Genomic DNA, 17,444 nt, shown 5'->3' with positions numbered 1-17,444 from the left:
GTTGACAGGACAGTGAATTCGGCCACACTTCGCCACACGCTGAAGTAGTATAGTCTGCTGTCGGTTTGTTAGGACTTTCCGCGCTTGATCGGCGCCTCATTTCACGATTCGCTGTTTTCAGGATTTTGGGCCATGCATGACCCCGCTTCGAAACCGCCGTTCGCCCCCTCGATCCAGGTCTCGCCGAACAATCCCTGCCCATTCCTGCGCGGCCTCGTCGGCGAGGGCTTTGTCGAGGGCGGCACTGTCCCGCTCGGCAAGCTGTCGGAGACGATCGCGAACGCGACCGGCGAAACCGGGCTGAAGAAGGCGTCTGCTAGGCTCCAGGTCCGCGGCGTGGCGCTCATCGCCAACGGTCTCGGTCACATCCTCAAGAGCATCTTTTCGGGCGCGCAGCTCGATGCGCTGCGCGGCGGCCCGCTGGACAAGCGCGGTGCCGGCTCGCGCATCCTCGGCGTCGACGGCAAGGTCAACGAGGACGAGATCGCGCGGTTCGCGAGTTTCGGCCGGACTTACACCGATCCGAACGGCGGCTCCGAGCTGGGCCTCAACGCCTCGGAAATCGACATCTTCATGCGCGACAACCTCAAACGCGCCGGCAGCGCGGCGCGCTGGTACTACCCGCTGCTGATGAAGTTCGAATGGCCGATCCTCCTGAAGATCATCGGCAAGGGCACGGGCGAGGATCGCTATCTCAGCGTTGCCGACGTGCGCACGCTGTTCAACGAGCGCCAATTTCCTGCGCGCATCAACCAGCGGCTGGTCCCGCCGGTGCTATCGACCTGCCAGCGCGTGGTGCGGGGCGCCCTCAAGCTTGCGGCCTTGCTGATCGCCGTCGGCCTCGTTGCCCTCGTCGCGGTCGCCGAATTCCCCAATCAGGTTCGCGCCATGCTGCCGCAGAAGGGAATTCTCGTAAATCTCTTGCCGCCGCCCTTGCCTGCGGTCCCGGAGACGAAGGCGGCCTTCTGGCTCGAGCAGAACTGGTCGCTGAAGGACCGGCACTGGTTCCATCATGCCAGCCAGGGCACCGCGACCTTCCCCGTGCCCTATGAATGGTTCATGGCGCTGGAGCAGCCACGCCTTCATCTGTTCTCGAAACCCGGCATGATGAAGGAGAGCGCCTATCTCGAAGGCTTCGGCTTCATCCCGAGCCCGCAGTCGATCCAGACCGACACGACGACGTTGCGCCGCTTCGGTTACGCCAATGTCTATGAGACGACGCAGGTGCCGGACTGGTCGACCAGATGGACGCCAGTGGAGAACGTCGACGGCCTGCCGGTCGGCTTCGCGCGGATGACCGGCGTCGTCGATCCCGCGACCGGCCGTCGCGAGGAAGACAAGATCGGGTTGACCTGCGCGGCCTGCCATACCGGGCAGATCCATTACCAGGGCGTGGACGTGCGCTTCGACGGCGGCCCGGCCATGACCGACCTGAAGAAGCTGGAGCTCTCGACCGGCCTGTCGATCGCCTACACCCTGTATGTCCCGTTCCGCTTCCAGCGCTTTGCCGACCGCGTGCTGGGCCCCGATGCCAGCAAGACGGACCGCGCCGCGCTCAAGCAGAAGCTCAGCGCGATCGGCACGTTCCTGATCGACTGGGCGAAAACCCAGCAAAAGACGGTTGAAAGCAAGAAGACCTGGAACGGCAGGCAGCAGCAGGACACGGAGGAAGGGTTCGGCCGCCTCGACGCTCTCAATCGCATCGGCAACCAGGTCTTCTCGCAGGATCTCGCGCTGAGCGGGGTCAAGGGCTTCGAGAAGAACCTGCATGCCCAGGATGCCCCGGTCAGCTACCCCGCGATCTGGACCGTGCCCTGGTTCAAATTCGCCCAGTACGACGCATCGATCGAGCAGCCGTTAATTCGCAATGCCGGCGAAGCGCTCGGCGTGACCGCACTGCTCAACCTGTCCGACGCCTATCCGGAGGACCGGCTGTGGCGGTCCTCGGTGAACATCAGGACACTCGGCTGGATCGAGGACATGCTGAGAGGCCCCGATCCGTTCAAGCCGGCCGATCCCTCCGCCGATCCGAAATTCGGCGGCCTGCTGGCGCCGCAATGGCCCTCGCAAATCCTCGGCGATGCATGGCGGCTGAAGCCCGATCGCGTCGAGCGCGGCCGCGCCATCTATGCCGAGATGTGCTCCGGGTGCCACCTTCCGGCCATCGACACGCCCGCCTTCTGGTCATCGAAGCATTGGGAGCCGAGCGGCGACAGCAAGGTGCTGAACGCGGTCACGATTCCCCTCAAGGAGATCAAGACGGATCCCGAACAGTCCCTTGTTCTCAGCAACAGGATCGTCGATGTGCCCGGCTTCCTGAAGGTGAATACGGCCGACCTCCAGACATGGTGGCAATGCGACATCCCCACCGCGAGCAAATCGCCCAATGAGATGGTCTATGCGCTCGGCCTCATGACGGTGGTCGACCTCGTCGCCCGCAAATGGATGGACGACGAGAAGGTCCCGGAGGGCGAACGGGCGAAAATGTGGAATCTCGCCCGCAAGAACTGTCTCAATCCGGCGCCGGACCCGCGCTATCGGGCGCGGCCATTGAACGGCATCTGGGCTACCGCACCTTACCTGCACAACGGTTCGGTGCCCTCGCTGTTCTGGTTGCTGAAGCCGGCGAACGAGCGCCCGACCAAATTCTGCATGGGCCGCCGCGACTATGATCCCGTGACCGTCGGCTTTGCGGTGACCGCGGATGAGAAATGCAAGACGGGCGAAACGCAGTTCTCGGCGGGATCGGAGAAGGACCCGATCCAGGGCAACAGCGTGCTCGGCCATTCCTTCGAGCGCAAGGAAGGCGAACCGAAGCGCGATGGCGTCATCGGCCGCATGTTCAAGGACGATAACGAGCGCTACGATCTGATCGAGTATCTGAAGACGCTTTAACGCGACCAGAGTTCTTCGTCTCGTCATGGCCGGGCTTGTCCCGGCCACCCACGTTCTTGTCTCGCCGAACCGAAGTCCGTGGATGCCCGGGACAAGCCCGGGCATGACAAGTTTGTAGCGCGATGACGCGCTCTTTCCTCACTTGAACAACGGCGTGCCCGGCACGAAGGCGTCGAAGGCGGCCCAGAACTGGGAGCGGTAGCGGTCCTGCTCCTGGAGGATCTCGTGCTTGGCGCCGGCGATCACGAGGTGGGAGCCGGCGCGCAAGTGATAGGCGAACTCCTCGATCGCCGCGGTCGAGACCACCGCGTCGTTGGAGGCCGCCAGCATCAGGATCGGCTGGCGGATCTGCGAGGGGTAGTTCTTGCCCTTGAAGGTGTTCATGGCGCGGAAGGCGGTATCGGCCCAGGCCACGGTCGGTGATGCCAGCCCGAGCGTCGGGTCCTCCTCCAGGATCGCGGCATTGCGCGCATAGCGTACCGGATCGCTGGTCACGGGATTGTTGATGAAGGGATCGAGCCCGGTGAGACGGTCGCTGCCGCCGGGGACATAACGGCCCCCCTGCCCGAGCAGGCGCATGGTCTTGAGCAGCGCACGCACCGGAAGCGAGGTGGTGCGGCCGGGCAGGTCGATCATCGGCGCCGACAACACCATGCGGTCGAACCAGCGCTTGCCCGCATGCGCCACCCGCAGCATCACCGTGCCGCCCATGGAATGGGCCAGCGCGAAGAACGGCGGCGGGCAATCCGGCAGCACGACCTGCTGCACGAACGCCTCCACGTCGACCTCGAAATCGGAGAAGTCGCGCACATAGCCCTTGCGCGGGTCGCGCAGGCGGCGCGAGGAATGGCCCTGCCCGCGCCAATCGATCATTGCCACTGCAAAGCCGCGGTCGCGCAAATCGCGCACGGTCTCGAAATATTTCTCGATCTGCTCGCTGCGTCCGGTGAAGACGCAGACGGTGCCCTTGCGGTTCGCCGGCGGCGCCCAGCGCGCAAAGCGCAGCTCGGCGCCATCGGGCGTCTTGATGGTACCGCTGACGACGTCTTCGGGGACGGGATTGGACGGGATCGAGACCAGCGTCATGATTGGAAGTGCTTGGGCGCGAAGTGCTGCAAATCAAGGGGCGGGAGCGCCGAAAAGGCGCTGATTGCCGCCCTCTTGAACGCCGTCTCGTTCCACCCATATCATCTTCGTGCAGGCCGCTACCAGTGTTTCGGACCCGGAACATCAGGCTGCACACAGACTAAAGCCCGGCCCGATTGGCGGGCGGGTTACCCAACAGTCGCTCAATGGAGGACTAGACCATGCGTAGCTACGATCTCACCCCCTTCTACCGTTCCACCGTCGGCTTCGACCGCCTCTTTAGCCTGCTCGACCAGGCCAGCTCGGACGGCAGCCCCGGTTATCCCCCCTACAACATCGAGCGTACCGGCGAGAATGCCTACCGCATCACCGTTGCGGTCTCGGGCTTCGCCAGGGATGAGCTCTCCATCGTCGCGAAGGAAAATACGCTGACGATCAAGGGCGAGAAGGTCGCAGGCGAGAACAGCAAGAACGAAGTGCTCTACCGCGGCATCGCCGCGCGTGCATTCGAGCGCGCCTTCCAGCTCGCCGACTTCGTGCAGGTGAAGGACGCCTCGCTGGAAAACGGGCTGCTTCACGTCGACCTCGTCCGTGAGATTCCCGAGGCGAAGAAACCGCGCCAGATCGCGATCAATACCAGCGCACCGAAGGCGCAGGTGATCGAGAACTCGGTCGCCGCCTAACCACGGCACGCCACTTCCAGGTTTGAGAAAACGCCCCGGTGCCCCGGGGCGTTTTTTTACTTGTCCAGTTGTATCGCGAAACGCCGCGAGTAGCCCCGCAGCGACTCCTGCGTCGATATATTTCGTACCGGCCTGTTTGTCAGTGCCGCAGAATCCAGCGGCAGTTTTCGGTTGAAATGGAAATACAGGTTGGGCCTGTCGTTCTACGTTACCCCCACTGCAAGCTCGCCCACGCGTCCCGTACACGCCCGACCAAGACGCTGCTCACAGGTAGGTGACTGAGCGTAACGCCGCTGCCCCACGCTCCGTCCTTTGGACATCGAACACAAAACGAGACGGAGCACGATCATGTCACTTTGGCGCAGCCTTTTCGTCGCCGCGAGCCTGTTGGCGGCCCCCCTCAGCCTCGCTCACGCGCAGACACCGCAGACGGTGAAAGCAAAGAACGTCGTGCTGGTGCACGGCGCCTGGGCCGACGGCTCGAGCTGGTCGGAGGTGATCCCGATCCTCCAGGCCGCGGGCCTGCATGTCACGGCCGTGCAGAATCCGCTGTCGTCGCTTGCGGACTCGGTCGAGGCGACCAGGCGCGCGCTGGCCGAGCAGGACGGACCGACCGTGCTGGTCGCGCATTCCTGGGGCGGCACGGTGATCAGCCAGGTCGGCACCGATCCGAAGGTCACCGGCCTCGTTTATGTCGCCGCACGTGCGCCCGATGCGAACGAGGATTTCGTCGCGCTGTCGAAGCAATTCCCGACCGGCCCGGTGCGCGCCGGCATCGTCGAGCGCGACGGCGACACAAAACTTTCGGAAGACGCCTTCCTGAAATATTTCGCCAATGGCGTGAAGCCGGAGCAGGCCAGGGAGCTTTATGCCGTGCAATGGCCGACCGCCGCGTCGATCTTCGCCGGCCGCACCACGGAAGCTGCGTGGCATTCGAAGCCGAGCTGGTACGCGGTGTCGAAGAACGACTACACCATCAATCCGGATCTCGAACGCTTCCTCGCCAAGCGCATGAACGCCACCACGGTCGAGCTCGATGCCGGCCACCTCTCGCTGGTGTCGCATCCGAAGGAGGTCGCCAATTTGATCCTGGAAGCCGCGGGATATCCGCGGAGCTGAAGCGATCGCTGAAATGCGGAAGGCGCCTGAATTGCTCAGGCGCCTTTTTTTGTTTTGCTCAGCCGTCGTCCCTGCGAACGCAGGGACCCATAACCACAGGGAGCAGTTTGGCGAAGATTGGTCGTTCGGGACTCGCACCTCATCCCCACCGATAGATCACGCGGTATGGGTCCCTGCGTTCGCAGGACGACAGCGTGGGTGTGGCTGGCGCTATCGCATCAAACTCGCAGTGCTAATCCAGTCCCTGTGCCGCCGGCATCTCCTGCGTCGGCAAAATCGTCGCCAACGGCTTGGCCTGACCGACGGTTGGAGCCGGGGCTTGCGGTGCCGCTTCCGCCGGCTTGGCCTGCGCGGCAGCGGTCTGCTGCGGTGCCGGTGCCTGCGGCGCTTGAGCCTGCTGCGTCACAGGCTCGGCCGGCTTGGCGGCGGCGACCGGCGTCTCGCTGCGCGGCGGGGCGGCCCTGGGCAGCGGCACGGTGCGGCTCGCCACGTGCGGGATCGAGGCCGGCGGCCGCGGCGGGCCGCTGCGGATCACGGTCGGCGGCGGCAGCGCGCTTTGCGGACCGTAAGGCGAGGCCGCGCGCTCGTCATAGGCGGGCGCCATGCCGTAGGCGTCCGCGGCCGGCATGAAACGGATGATCCGCCCGTCGCGGGCATCGATCACGAGCCGGCCGTCGTCGCCGCGACGGTCGATCACCGCGATGGTGTAGACGCTGCCGCGCAGGCGCGGGATGCCGAGCGGCGAGAAGCCGTTTTCGCGCAAGACCGCGTAGACCTCGGTCGACGGCAGCAACGCCGGACCGCGCTCTTCGTAGCCATAGCCGGGACCGTAGCCTTGGCCGTAACGCGGCGGCAGTGGCGGGGCGGCTTCGGGGGACGCATAGGGTCCGTCGAAATCCGACACCACGATAGCCGCCCCTCCTGCGATACCTTTCGCGGGAACTTGCGCCAGAACCTGCCCATGCCCGGCGCTCATGGCGAGCGCCAGCGTGGCAGCAGCCACACATCCTGTGAAAAACTTCATCGTCGACACGCTCCTGTCAGGCCCCCGAATGCCTCGCGCTCTTTCGCCTCTTGCGGCGTGGCGCGCCTTTCGAAGGGCTGATCCGAAGCTTCATTTGGGATTTCGGCGCCCACAGGGCCGGATCGGGGCGCGTTTGCTTCAAAACCGGGGCCGCGCAACTTTCGGAAAGCGATTGATTGACATATCGGGAATCGGGACTTCCACGCGCTTGTGTGATAGACAAAAATTTGGCAAGGTGACGGTTAGGACAGGAAGACTGTCTCAATTTTGCTTGCGGTTCCGGCATAGGGATTGCAACGAAAGTCGGTGCTTTCGAGCACCATAAGGCAACAGGCAAAGCCGTTCTCGGGGACGAAGAACGCCTAGGCCTGAATTTAAGAAAATGCGGCTCGCAGCGGACGAGCGGTGACCCAGAGGCGGGTGCCGCGGAACGCCCAAGGTGCGCCGAAGATGGCGGTGAGGCAGCTTGCCGCATGGAGAGGATTGGAACAATGAACGGGTCGCAATTCGAGAGCGCAAACATCGTGGCAGAAGAACTGTCGGCGACGGTCGCCTCGAAAACGACCGATCCGATTCAGGAACACAATTCGCGCCCGCCAGCCGTTGGCCTCTACGATCCGAGCCTGGAAAAGGATTCCTGCGGCGTCGGCTTCATCGCCAATATCAAGGGCAAGAAGTCGCACGAGATCGTCGCGGACGCGCTGAGCATCCTGTGCAATCTCGAGCATCGCGGTGCCGTCGGCGCCGACCCGCGCGCCGGTGACGGCGCCGGCATTCTGGTGCAGATCCCGCACGCCTTCTTCAGCCGCAAGGCCGGGGAGCTCGGCTTCGCGCTGCCGGCGCCCGGCGAATACGCCATCGGCGCGCTGTTCATGCCGCGCGACACCGCATGGCGCAACGTCATCAAGAGCATCATCGCCGACCAGATCAAGGAAGAGGGCCTGACCCTGCTTGGTTGGCGCGAGGTGCCGACCGACAATTCCTCGCTCGGCGTCACCGTGAAGCCGACCGAGCCGGCCTGCATGCAGGTGTTCATCGGCCGCAATGGCACCGCCAAGACCGAGGACGAGTTCGAGCGCCGGCTCTACATCCTGCGCAAGTCGATCTCACAGGCGATCTACCAGCGCCGCGACCGCGGACTTGCAGGCTATTACCCCTGCTCGATGTCCTGCCGCACCGTGATCTACAAGGGCATGTTTCTCGCCGACCAGCTCGGCAAGTACTATCCCGACCTGCACGAGAAGGATTTCGAGAGCGCGCTCGCCCTGGTGCATCAGCGCTTCTCGACCAACACCTTCCCGGCCTGGTCGCTGGCGCATCCCTATCGCATGATCGCGCATAACGGCGAGATCAACACGCTGCGCGGCAACACCAACTGGATGGCGGCGCGCCAGGCCTCGGTGAGCTCCGAGCTCTACGGCAAGGACATCAACCGGCTCTGGCCGATCTCCTACGAAGGCCAGTCGGACACCGCCTGCTTCGACAACGCGCTCGAATTCCTGGTGCAGGGCGGCTACTCGCTGCCGCACGCCGTCATGATGATGATTCCGGAGGCGTGGGCCGGCAATCCCCTGATGGATGAGAAGCGCCGCGCCTTCTACGAATATCACGCAGCGCTGATGGAGCCGTGGGACGGTCCCGCCGCGATCGCCTTCACCGACGGCCGCCAGATCGGCGCCACGCTCGACCGCAACGGCCTGCGGCCCGCGCGCTATCTCGTGACCAAGGACGACCGCATCGTGATGGCGTCCGAGATGGGCGTGCTGACGATCCCCGAAGATCAGATCATCACCAAGTGGCGGCTGCAGCCCGGGAAGATGCTGCTGGTCGACCTCGAGCAGGGCCGTCTTATTCCCGACGACGAGATCAAGGCCGAGCTCGCCAAGAGCCATCCCTACAAGGAGTGGCTGGAACGGACCCAGATCGTGCTGGAAGAGCTGCCGAAGGTGCCGACCACCGGCGTGCGCTCCAATTTGTCGCTGCTCGATCGCCAGCAGGCGTTCGGCTACAGCCAGGAAGACATCGCCATCCTGATGACGCCGATGGCGGCCACGGGCGAGGAAGCCGCGGGCTCGATGGGCAACGACACGCCGATCTCGGCGCTGTCGGACAAGGCCAAGCCGCTGTTCACCTACTTCAAGCAGAACTTTGCGCAGGTCACCAACCCGCCGATCGACCCGATCCGCGAGGAGCTGGTGATGAGCCTGGTCTCCATCATCGGACCGCGGCCGAACCTGTTCGATCTGCAGGGGCTTGCCACCACCAAGCGCCTTGAAGCGCGCCAGCCGATCCTGACCGACGCGGATCTCGAAAAGATCCGCTCGATCTCGGATGTTGCCGAGTCGCACTTCAAGTCGCGCACGCTCGACACCACCTTCCACGCCGGTCTCGGCGCGGCAGGCATGGACCAGGTGCTCGACGAGCTCTGCGCGCGCGCCGAAAGCGCGGTGCGCGAAGGCGTCAACATCATCATCCTGTCCGACCGCATGGTCGGCACCGACCGGGTTCCGATCCCGTCGCTGCTGGCCTGCGCCGCCGTGCATCATCATCTTATCCGCACCGGCCTGCGCACCTCGGTCGGTCTCGTCGTCGAGTCCGGCGAGCCGCGCGAAGTGCATCACTTCGCCTGCCTTGCCGGCTACGGCGCCGAAGCGATCAATCCTTACCTGGCGTTCGAAACCATCATCGCGATGAAGGACCGCCTGCCCGGCTCGCTCGACGACTACGAGATCGTCAAGCGCTACATCAAGTCGATCGGCAAGGGCCTTTTGAAGGTGATGTCCAAGATGGGCATCTCGACCTACCAGTCCTATTGCGGCGCGCAGATCTTCGACGCCGTCGGCCTCAAGGCCGACTTCGTCGCAAAGTTCTTCGCGGGCACGCATACCCGTGTCGAGGGCGTCGGCCTTGGCGAGATCGCCGAAGAGGCGGTGCGCCGTCATGCCGACGCGTTCGGCGAGGCGCTGGTCTACAAGGGCGCGCTCGATGTCGGCGGCGAATACGCCTATCGCAGCCGCGGCGAGGACCATGCCTGGACCGCCGAATCGGTGTCGCTGCTGCAGCACGCCGCGCGCGGCAATTCGCAGGAGCGCTATCGCGCCTTCGCAAAGATCCTCAACGAGCAGTCGGAGCGTCTGCTGACGCTGCGCGGCCTGTTCCGGATCAAGAACGCGGACGAAGAAAAGCGCAAGCCGATCCCGCTCGACCAGGTCGAGCCCGCCAAGGACATCGTCCGGCGCTTCGCCACCGGCGCGATGAGCTTCGGCTCGATCTCGCGCGAGGCCCACACCACGCTCGCGATCGCCATGAACCGGATCGGCGGCAAGTCGAACACCGGCGAAGGCGGCGAGGAAGCCGACCGCTTCAAGCCAATGCCGAACGGCGATTCCATGCGCTCGGCGATCAAGCAGGTCGCCTCGGGCCGCTTCGGCGTCACCACGGAGTATCTCGTCAACTCCGACATGATGCAGATCAAGATGGCGCAGGGCGCCAAGCCCGGCGAAGGCGGTCAGCTGCCCGGCCACAAGGTCGACGCGACCATCGCCAAGGTCCGGCACTCGACGCCGGGCGTCGGCCTGATCTCGCCGCCGCCGCACCACGACATCTACTCGATCGAGGATCTGGCGCAGCTCATCTACGACCTCAAGAACGTCAACCCGACGGGTGACGTCTCGGTCAAGCTCGTCTCCGAGATCGGCGTCGGCACGGTCGCCGCGGGCGTCGCCAAGGCGCGCGCCGACCATGTCACCATCGCGGGCTTCGAAGGCGGCACCGGCGCTTCGCCGCTGACCTCGATCAAGCATGCCGGCTCGCCGTGGGAGATCGGCCTTGCCGAAACCCACCAGACGCTGGTGCGCGAGCGGCTGCGCAGCCGCATCGTGGTCCAGGTCGACGGCGGCTTCCGCACGGGCCGTGACGTCGTGATCGGCGCACTGCTGGGCGCCGACGAGTTCGGCTTCGCCACCGCGCCGCTGATTGCGGCCGGCTGCATCATGATGCGCAAGTGTCATCTCAACACCTGCCCGGTCGGCGTCGCGACCCAGGACCCCGTCCTGCGCAAGCGCTTCACCGGCCAGCCCGAGCACGTGATCAACTACTTCTTCTTCGTCGCCGAGGAAGTCCGCGAGATCATGGCTTCGCTCGGCTTCCGCACCTTCAACGAGATGGTCGGCCAGGTTCAGCTGCTCGACCAGACCAAGCTGGTCGCGCACTGGAAGGCCAAGGGCCTCGACTTCTCCAAGCTGTTCGTCAAGCAGAAGGAAGAGAAGGGCCAGAAGATCTATCACTCCGAGCGCCAGAACCATCATCTGGAAGCGGTGCTCGACCGCACGCTGATCGAGAAGGCAAAGCCTGCGCTCGACCGCGGCGCGCCGGTGAAGATCGAGGCCACGATCAATAGCACCAACCGTTCCGCCGGTGCGATGCTGTCGGGTGCGGTCGCCAAGATCTACGGCCATGCCGGCCTGCCGCACGACACGATCCATGTCGGCCTCAAGGGCACCGCGGGTCAGGCCTTCGGCGCGTGGCTGGCGCAGGGCGTCACCTTCGAGCTCGAGGGTGAAGCCAACGACTATGTCGGCAAGGGCCTCTCGGGCGGCAAGATCATCGTCAAGCCGCCGGCCAACAGCGGCATCGTGCCGGAAGAGAGCATCATCGTCGGCAACACCGTGATGTACGGCGCGATCCAGGGCGAGTGCTACTTCCGCGGCATCGCCGGCGAGCGCTTCGCCGTGCGCAATTCGGGCGCCGTTGCGGTGGTCGAGGGCGCGGGCGATCATTGCTGCGAATACATGACCGGCGGCATCGTGGTCGTGCTCGGCAAGACCGGGCGAAACTTCGCGGCCGGCATGTCGGGCGGCATCGCCTATGTCCTCGACGAGACCGGCGACTTCGACAAGCTCTGCAACCTGGCGATGGTCGAGCTCGAGCCGGTGCTGTCGGAAGAGCTGATCAACGCCGGCACCTACAATCACTCCGGTGACCTCGAGGCGCATGGCCGGGTCGACGTGTTCAAGAATTTGCTCGACTCCGACGTCGAGCGCCTGCACGTCCTGATCACGCGCCACGCGAAAGCGACCGGCTCCAAGCGCGCCGCCGACATCCTTGCCAATTGGAAGGAATGGCTGCCGAAATTCCGCAAGGTGATGCCGGTCGAGTACCGGCGCGCACTGCGCGAAATGGCCGCCAACGCGGACGCCGAGCCGAAAATCGCGATCGGGGCGTAAGAGAAAGCTGAGGAGGCGCGGAAAGCGCCGCCTCGGACCATGAGACCATCATCCGGGCCTCTATCCTTCGAGACGCGGCGCGAAGAGCGCGCCGCTCCTCAGGATGAGGAGTGAGAGAACAAACGACTAAGCGGCAGGGACTTCGGGTTTAATGGGCAAGATCACGGGTTTTCTCGAAATCGAACGGCATGACCGCAAGTACACCCCGGTCGCCGAGCGCGTGAAGCATTACAACGAGTTCGTCCTTCCCTTGACCGAGAAGGAAACGCGCGACCAGGCCGCGCGCTGCATGAACTGCGGCATTCCCTATTGCCACGGCACCGGCTCGGTCGCGCCCGGCACGCCCGGCTGCCCGGTCAACAACCAGATCCCCGACTGGAACGACCTCGTCTACCAGGGCAATTGGGAAGAAGCCTCGCGCAATCTGCACTCGACCAACAATTTCCCGGAGTTCACCGGCCGCATCTGCCCGGCGCCGTGCGAGGCCTCCTGCACGCTCAACATCGACGACAATCCGGTGACCATCAAGACCATCGAATGCGCGATCGTCGACCGCGCCTGGGACAATGGCTGGCTCAAGCCTGAGGTCGCGTCCGTCAAGACCGGCAAGAAGGTCGCCGTGATCGGCTCGGGCCCGGCCGGTATGGCCTGCGCGCAACAGCTCGCGCGCGCCGGTCACGACGTGCATCTGTTCGAGAAGCACGCCAAGGCCGGTGGCCTGCTGCGTTACGGCATCCCCGACTTCAAGATGGAGAAGGGGGTCATCGACCGCCGCGTCAAGCAGATGGAAGGCGAAGGCGTCACCTTCCACTACAACAGCCATGTCGGCGCCGACGGCAATGTCGATCCGCGCGAGATGCTCAACGAGTATGACGCGGTGGCGCTGACCGGCGGCGCGGAAGCACCGCGCGACCTGCCGATCCCCGGCCGGGAGCTGTCAGGCATCCACTACGCCATGGATTTCCTGCCGCAGCAGAACCGCCGCGTCTCTGAGGAGCCGCTGAACGGCGTCCAGGAGATCCTGGCCGGCGGCAAGCACGTCGTCGTCATCGGCGGCGGCGACACGGGATCGGACTGCATCGGCACCTCGCTGCGCCAGGGCGCGCTGTCGGTGACCCAGCTCGAGATCATGCCCGCTCCTCCCGAGCGCGAGAACAAGGGCCTCACCTGGCCGAACTGGCCGCTCAAGATGCGGACGTCCTCCAGCCAGGCCGAAGGCGCGGTGCGCGAATACGCCGTGCTGACCCAGAAGTTCTCCGGCGAGAACGGCCAGGTCAAGAAGCTGCACTGCGTCCACGTCGACGACAAGTTCAAGCCGATTGCCGGCACCGAGTTCGAACTCGACGCCGAGCTCGTCCTGCTCGCGATGGGCTTCGTGCATCCGGTGCACGAGGGTCTCTTGAAGCTGCTCTCGGTCGAGCTCGACCCCCGCGGCAACGTCAAGGCCAACACGCTGGACTACCAGACCTCCCGCCCGAACGTGTTCACCGCCGGCGACATGCGGCGTGGGCAGTCGCTAGTGGTGTGGGCGATCCGCGAAGGGCGGCTGTGCGCAAGGTCGATTGATACGTTCCTGATGGGGAAGACGGATCTGCCGCGCTGAGCTGTCATTCCGGGGCGCGCCACTTGGCGCGAGCCCGGAATCCATCAGGCCGCAAGCTTAGTGGATAAATGGATTCCGGGCTCGCGCTTCGCGCGCCCCGGAATGACGAGCGGAGAGAGCCTCGCCCCCGCGCGGCATCTCACTCCGACGTGTGCCGACAGGCGCACTAATTCTGCAGCCTCACCCCGACCATCACCACCGTCCCCTGCGAGCTCGAGCCCGCCTGGTTCGAATCCAGGATGTCGTGACGCAGCGTGCCCTTGACCCAGATGTTGCGGTTGAGCTTGTAGATCAGATTGCCTTCGAGCGAGTAGGTCTTGTCGTTGCGGTTCTGGCCCTGGTAGTCGAGCGTGCCGTAGGTGAATTTGCCGACGGCCGTCAGCCAGCGGCGGAAGTCGTGATCGACTTCGGCCGAATAGGTGCGCACCAGGACGCCCGAGGAGCCGGGGATGGTGGTCTCCGCGATCTGCGTGTCCGTGAAGAATTTCACCGTGGTGAGGCCGCTCGCATTCCAGATCAGCGAGCCCGAGGTGAGGAAGCCAGCAAGCTGGCTGAGGCGCGGGTCGGTATAGTTGCGCGCGGAATAGCCGACCGAGATTTCGCCGGTGAGGATGCGCGAGAATTCGAAGGACGAGCCGACCTTGGCATAACCGCCGTTGGAATCGCGGAAGTAGCCGTTGCGGTCGGCGGCCTGGTCGTGGATTCGGGTGTCGCCCTGGATCTCGACGAACGGCTTCAGGCCGGGCTTGAGGTCGTAGGAGAAGCGCCCGATGCCGCCATACTGGTTGAAGTCGCGATCGTTGTTGGTGAATGTCGAGCCGTCGGTGAGCTTGGAGTCCGTGTAGGCGGTGCGATCGACGGTGGCGCCCGCGGCGACCTGGAAACGATTGAAGGTCTGGTCGAAGCCGACCGTGGTGCCGTAGGCGGCGTAAACCGGATATTTCTGCAGGCCCGCCTGCACGTTCGGGCTGCCGGGATTGTCGGTGGCGAGCCGCAGGCGCAGCTGCGAGGTCAGCTTGAGGTCGCGGTCGACGTCGAGGCGGCCGTCGACATGGCCAGTGAAGTCGGGACGATTGATCTCGACCGGCGAAGGCGAGGCAAAGCCGTCGATCGTCGCCGGCATGTTGTTGGTGTAGCCGGAGAACGAGCCGCGCAGATCGGCGACCAGCGCGTGGCGCTCCCAGTCGGACATCACCAGCAGATCGGGTGCGACGACGTAGACCGGCGATCCCACCGGCTTGTTGAGACGCGCAGGATTGGTGTCGTAGCCGGTGGAGAGCTCAAGCCCGCCCTTGATCAGAAAACTGCCGGCGTAGTCGCCGACGGCCCCAAACGCATCGTCATCCGCCTTGAGGCGACGGCGCAGCGGCTGGCCGGGCACGGTGCCCGCCATCGCCGCCGGCACCGGCGCCTTGTTGGCGGAGGCGGATGGCGGCGGCGCGATTCTGGGCAGGCCGAGCGTCGATGGCGGCGGCACCGTGGTCGGCGCCGGCGAGCCGGGACCGGCCGCGCGCTTCGGCTTCGGCTGGCCCGGATAGAGCTTGGGTTGCTGTCTCTTTCGGTTGAGCGAATCATAGCCGGAGCTGCTCGCGCCGGTGGCGGCAGATAGGCCATAAGTCGGGACCTGACCGACGCGCGAGGTCGCGGGCGCCTGCTGGCGTTTGCGCGGATCAGCACTGGGATCGGGCAACGCCGGCAATGCATCCGACGGCGCCTGCGGCACGCCCGCCGTGCGCCGCGTCGGCAGCGTCTCGGGCGCGGCGAAGCCGCCGCGGTTGGGATTGAACAGATCGGGCGTGAGGCTCTGGGCGGCCGCGGGCACGCTTGTGAGGGTCGTCAGCGCAAGACCCGGCACAAGGCACGGCAAAGCCGCGCGCAGGAACTGCGCGCGTTTGCTCCGGCCGGTGCCTGGAGACGACCCCACGATGGAACAACTCCAACGAAATCAAACACTTTCACGGTGGTCTCCGCCGGCTGGCGGGAACCATCGTTAATGGAGTTAAAACAATTATGGTTAATGACCGGTTGAGGGCTTAGGCGCGCTCGTCGCCTCCCCCGCCGCGGCGTGCTAATGAGGCGCCGACCGTGCGAATGCCCCCTTCTCCCTGGACCAGTACATGCCGAGTTCGAAACCGCTGATGACCACATCATCCGGCCCCATCCCCGACAGCGTCGAATCCGCGCTCCGCACGCTGGAGACGGAGAGCGGCGGCATCAACGCGCTCGCAGCCGCCCTGCGCGGCCCGCTCGGCGCGACATTCGCGAAAGCAGTCGACCTGATCCGCAACGCCAAGGGCCGCGTCATCGTCACCGGGCTCGGCAAGTCAGGCCATATGGGGCGCAAGATCGCCGCGACGCTGGCCTCGACCGGCACGCCGGCCTTCTTCGTGCATGCCGCCGAGGCCGGCCACGGCGACCTCGGCATGATCACCACCGACGACGTCATCATGGCGCTGTCCTGGTCCGGCGAACAGCCGGAGATGAAGAACCTCGTGAACTACTCGGCGCGCTTCGCCATTCCCATGATCGCGGTGACGTCGAACGCGGCCTCCTCGCTGGGCCAGGCCGCCGACCTCGTGATCGAGCTGCCGAAGGCGCGCGAGGCCTGCCCGCACAATCTGGCGCCGACAACCTCGACCCTGATGCAGGCCGCGATCGGCGATGCCCTCGCGATCGCGCTGCTCGAAGGCCGCGGCTTCACCGCGCTGGAATTCGCGCATTTCCACCCCGGCGGCAAGCTGGGCGCGATGCTGAAATTCGTCCGCGACTACATGCGCACGGGCGCCGAGATCCCGGTCAAGCCCCTGGGCACCAAGATGTCGGAGGCCGTGGTCGAGATGTCGGCCAAGGGCCTCGGCTGCGTCTGCATCGTCAACGAAGCAAACGAGGTCGCGGGCATCATCACCGACGGCGATCTGCGCCGCCACATGCGCCCCGACCTGCTGACGGCGTCGGTCGACGAGATCATGACGAAGCAGCCGAAAACGGTGCCGCCCTCGATGCTCGCGACCGAGATGATCGAGGTGCTGAACACGCGCAAGATCACCACGCTGGTGGTGACCGAGGCCGGCAAGGTGGTGGGCATCGTGCACCTGCACGATCTGCTGCGGGCGGGCGTGGCCTAGGGCACGCGCTTTCTCTCCGCACCGTCATTCCGGGGCGCGCCATTCGGCGCGAGCCCGGAATCCATTCATCTCCGAGCTCGCTGCCCAATGGATTCCGGGTTCACGCTTCGCGCGCCCCGGAATGACAGCTACACCGGAAACCGCGCCGCGTTCTCCTCCAGCGGCAACCGCAGCCCGTTCGCCAGATACGATACCGTGCGGTAGAAGCCGCACAGCAGCATGATTTCCAGAATCTGCGCCTCGTCGTAATGCGCCGACAGCTCGGCAAACTCTTGATCGCTGAACGTCGCGCGGTGATGCAGCGCGTCGACCGCTGCGATCAGCGCCTGTTCGGCCGGCGACCAGCACGGTGACGTCGCATCGCCCTGCACTGTGGCACGCACCTCGTCTTCGGCGAGCTTCGCCGGCCCGGCGAAAACCGCGACATGCACGCCCCATTCATACTCGCATCTGTTCAGCGCACAGGTGCGGTCGATGACGATCTCGCGCTGGCGCAGCGAGAGCGGGCCGGGGTCGAGCAGGCCGCCGGCGCGAAATTTGTCCCAGGCGCGGCTGTGGCCCGCCATCACCCGGAACAGGATCAGCGGCGGCGCGCCGCGCATGATGCGATCGAACTGCGCCTGGATCTCCGGGGGATAAGGCGGGGTGAGCGGGGCAATGCGCGGCGTGGACTGGGACACCGGC

10 protein-coding genes are annotated in these 17,444 nt (G+C 65.2%); 6 read left to right on the top strand and 4 right to left on the bottom strand.

The genetic code is table 11. The annotated features are described in order from the left end of the window. Positions 1-132 precede the first annotated feature (132 nt). Entirely contained in the window at positions 133-2,895 is a 2,763-nt protein-coding gene (locus CIT37_RS06730) for a di-heme-cytochrome C peroxidase (protein ID WP_095425186.1), read from the top strand. 138 nt (positions 2,896-3,033) lie between these two features. Here the strand turns inward: CIT37_RS06730 and CIT37_RS06725 are convergent, their stop codons facing one another. Further along, positions 3,034-3,981 (bottom strand): alpha/beta fold hydrolase, encoded by a 948-nt coding sequence (locus CIT37_RS06725; protein WP_028140009.1) that lies wholly within the window; start codon positions 3,979-3,981, stop codon positions 3,034-3,036. 221 nt (positions 3,982-4,202) lie between these two features. On the opposite strand from CIT37_RS06725, the gene CIT37_RS06720 reads away from it, so the two are divergent. Together CIT37_RS06720 and CIT37_RS06715 are read left to right on the top strand one after the other, a co-directional pair. Further along, the gene (locus tag CIT37_RS06720; RefSeq protein WP_038972875.1) at positions 4,203-4,664 is read left to right on the top strand and encodes an Hsp20 family protein; all 462 of its coding nucleotides are present in this window, start codon (positions 4,203-4,205) and stop codon (positions 4,662-4,664) included. Between the two features lie 348 nt (positions 4,665-5,012). Beyond that, positions 5,013-5,783 carry an alpha/beta fold hydrolase gene (locus CIT37_RS06715; protein ID WP_038972876.1) on the top strand — a complete coding sequence of 257 codons (771 nt, stop codon included), beginning with the start codon at positions 5,013-5,015 and terminating at the stop codon, positions 5,781-5,783. Positions 5,784-6,015: 232 nt separating this feature from the next. On the opposite strand, the gene CIT37_RS06710 is transcribed toward CIT37_RS06715, so the two are convergent. Further along, positions 6,016-6,807, bottom strand: a complete 792-nt coding sequence (locus CIT37_RS06710; protein ID WP_095425185.1) for a hypothetical protein — start codon at positions 6,805-6,807, stop codon at positions 6,016-6,018. A gap of 491 nt (positions 6,808-7,298) precedes the next feature. Here CIT37_RS06710 and gltB point away from each other — a divergent pair, with 491 nt between their 5' ends. Both gltB and CIT37_RS06700 read left to right on the top strand, forming a co-directional pair. Beyond that, the gene (gene gltB / locus CIT37_RS06705; RefSeq protein ID WP_095425184.1) at positions 7,299-12,032 is read left to right on the top strand and encodes a glutamate synthase large subunit; all 4,734 of its coding nucleotides are present in this window, start codon (positions 7,299-7,301) and stop codon (positions 12,030-12,032) included. A 151-nt stretch (positions 12,033-12,183) separates the two neighbouring features. Next, the gene (locus tag CIT37_RS06700; protein WP_095425183.1) at positions 12,184-13,635 is read left to right on the top strand and encodes a glutamate synthase subunit beta; all 1,452 of its coding nucleotides are present in this window, start codon (positions 12,184-12,186) and stop codon (positions 13,633-13,635) included. Between the two features lie 166 nt (positions 13,636-13,801). Here CIT37_RS06700 and CIT37_RS06695 read toward each other — a convergent pair whose 3' ends face one another. Continuing rightward, positions 13,802-15,559, bottom strand: a complete 1,758-nt coding sequence (locus CIT37_RS06695) for an outer membrane beta-barrel protein (RefSeq protein WP_095425182.1) — start codon at positions 15,557-15,559, stop codon at positions 13,802-13,804. Positions 15,560-15,752: 193 nt separating this feature from the next. On the opposite strand from CIT37_RS06695, the gene CIT37_RS06690 reads away from it, so the two are divergent. Continuing rightward, positions 15,753-16,760 (top strand): KpsF/GutQ family sugar-phosphate isomerase, encoded by a 1,008-nt coding sequence (locus CIT37_RS06690; RefSeq protein WP_095425181.1) that lies wholly within the window; start codon positions 15,753-15,755, stop codon positions 16,758-16,760. A 128-nt stretch (positions 16,761-16,888) separates the two neighbouring features. Here CIT37_RS06690 and CIT37_RS06685 read toward each other — a convergent pair whose 3' ends face one another. After that, positions 16,889-17,440 (bottom strand): carboxymuconolactone decarboxylase family protein, encoded by a 552-nt coding sequence (locus CIT37_RS06685; RefSeq protein WP_095425180.1) that lies wholly within the window; start codon positions 17,438-17,440, stop codon positions 16,889-16,891. Between the last annotated feature and the right edge of the window lie 4 nt (positions 17,441-17,444).

It is taken from the genome of Bradyrhizobium ottawaense, assembly GCF_002278135.3.
GTDB lineage: Bacteria > Pseudomonadota > Alphaproteobacteria > Rhizobiales > Xanthobacteraceae > Bradyrhizobium > Bradyrhizobium ottawaense.
This window is presented reverse-complemented; position numbering and strand designations above follow the sequence as displayed.

What these genes read in the sequence shown, in the direction of transcription:
- CIT37_RS06725 (WP_028140009.1), bottom strand. Translation starts at nt 3,981, where the DNA reads ATGACGCTGGTCTCGATCCCGTCCAATCCCGTCCCCGAAGACGTCGTC.
- CIT37_RS06700 (WP_095425183.1), top strand. Translation starts at nt 12,184, where the DNA reads ATGGGCAAGATCACGGGTTTTCTCGAAATCGAACGGCATGACCGCAAG.
- CIT37_RS06715 (WP_038972876.1), top strand. Translation starts at nt 5,013, where the DNA reads ATGTCACTTTGGCGCAGCCTTTTCGTCGCCGCGAGCCTGTTGGCGGCC.
- CIT37_RS06690 (WP_095425181.1), top strand. Translation starts at nt 15,753, where the DNA reads ATGCCGAGTTCGAAACCGCTGATGACCACATCATCCGGCCCCATCCCC.
- gltB (WP_095425184.1), top strand. Translation starts at nt 7,299, where the DNA reads ATGAACGGGTCGCAATTCGAGAGCGCAAACATCGTGGCAGAAGAACTG.
- CIT37_RS06720 (WP_038972875.1), top strand. Translation starts at nt 4,203, where the DNA reads ATGCGTAGCTACGATCTCACCCCCTTCTACCGTTCCACCGTCGGCTTC.
- CIT37_RS06710 (WP_095425185.1), bottom strand. Translation starts at nt 6,807, where the DNA reads ATGAAGTTTTTCACAGGATGTGTGGCTGCTGCCACGCTGGCGCTCGCC.
- CIT37_RS06730 (WP_095425186.1), top strand. Translation starts at nt 133, where the DNA reads ATGCATGACCCCGCTTCGAAACCGCCGTTCGCCCCCTCGATCCAGGTC.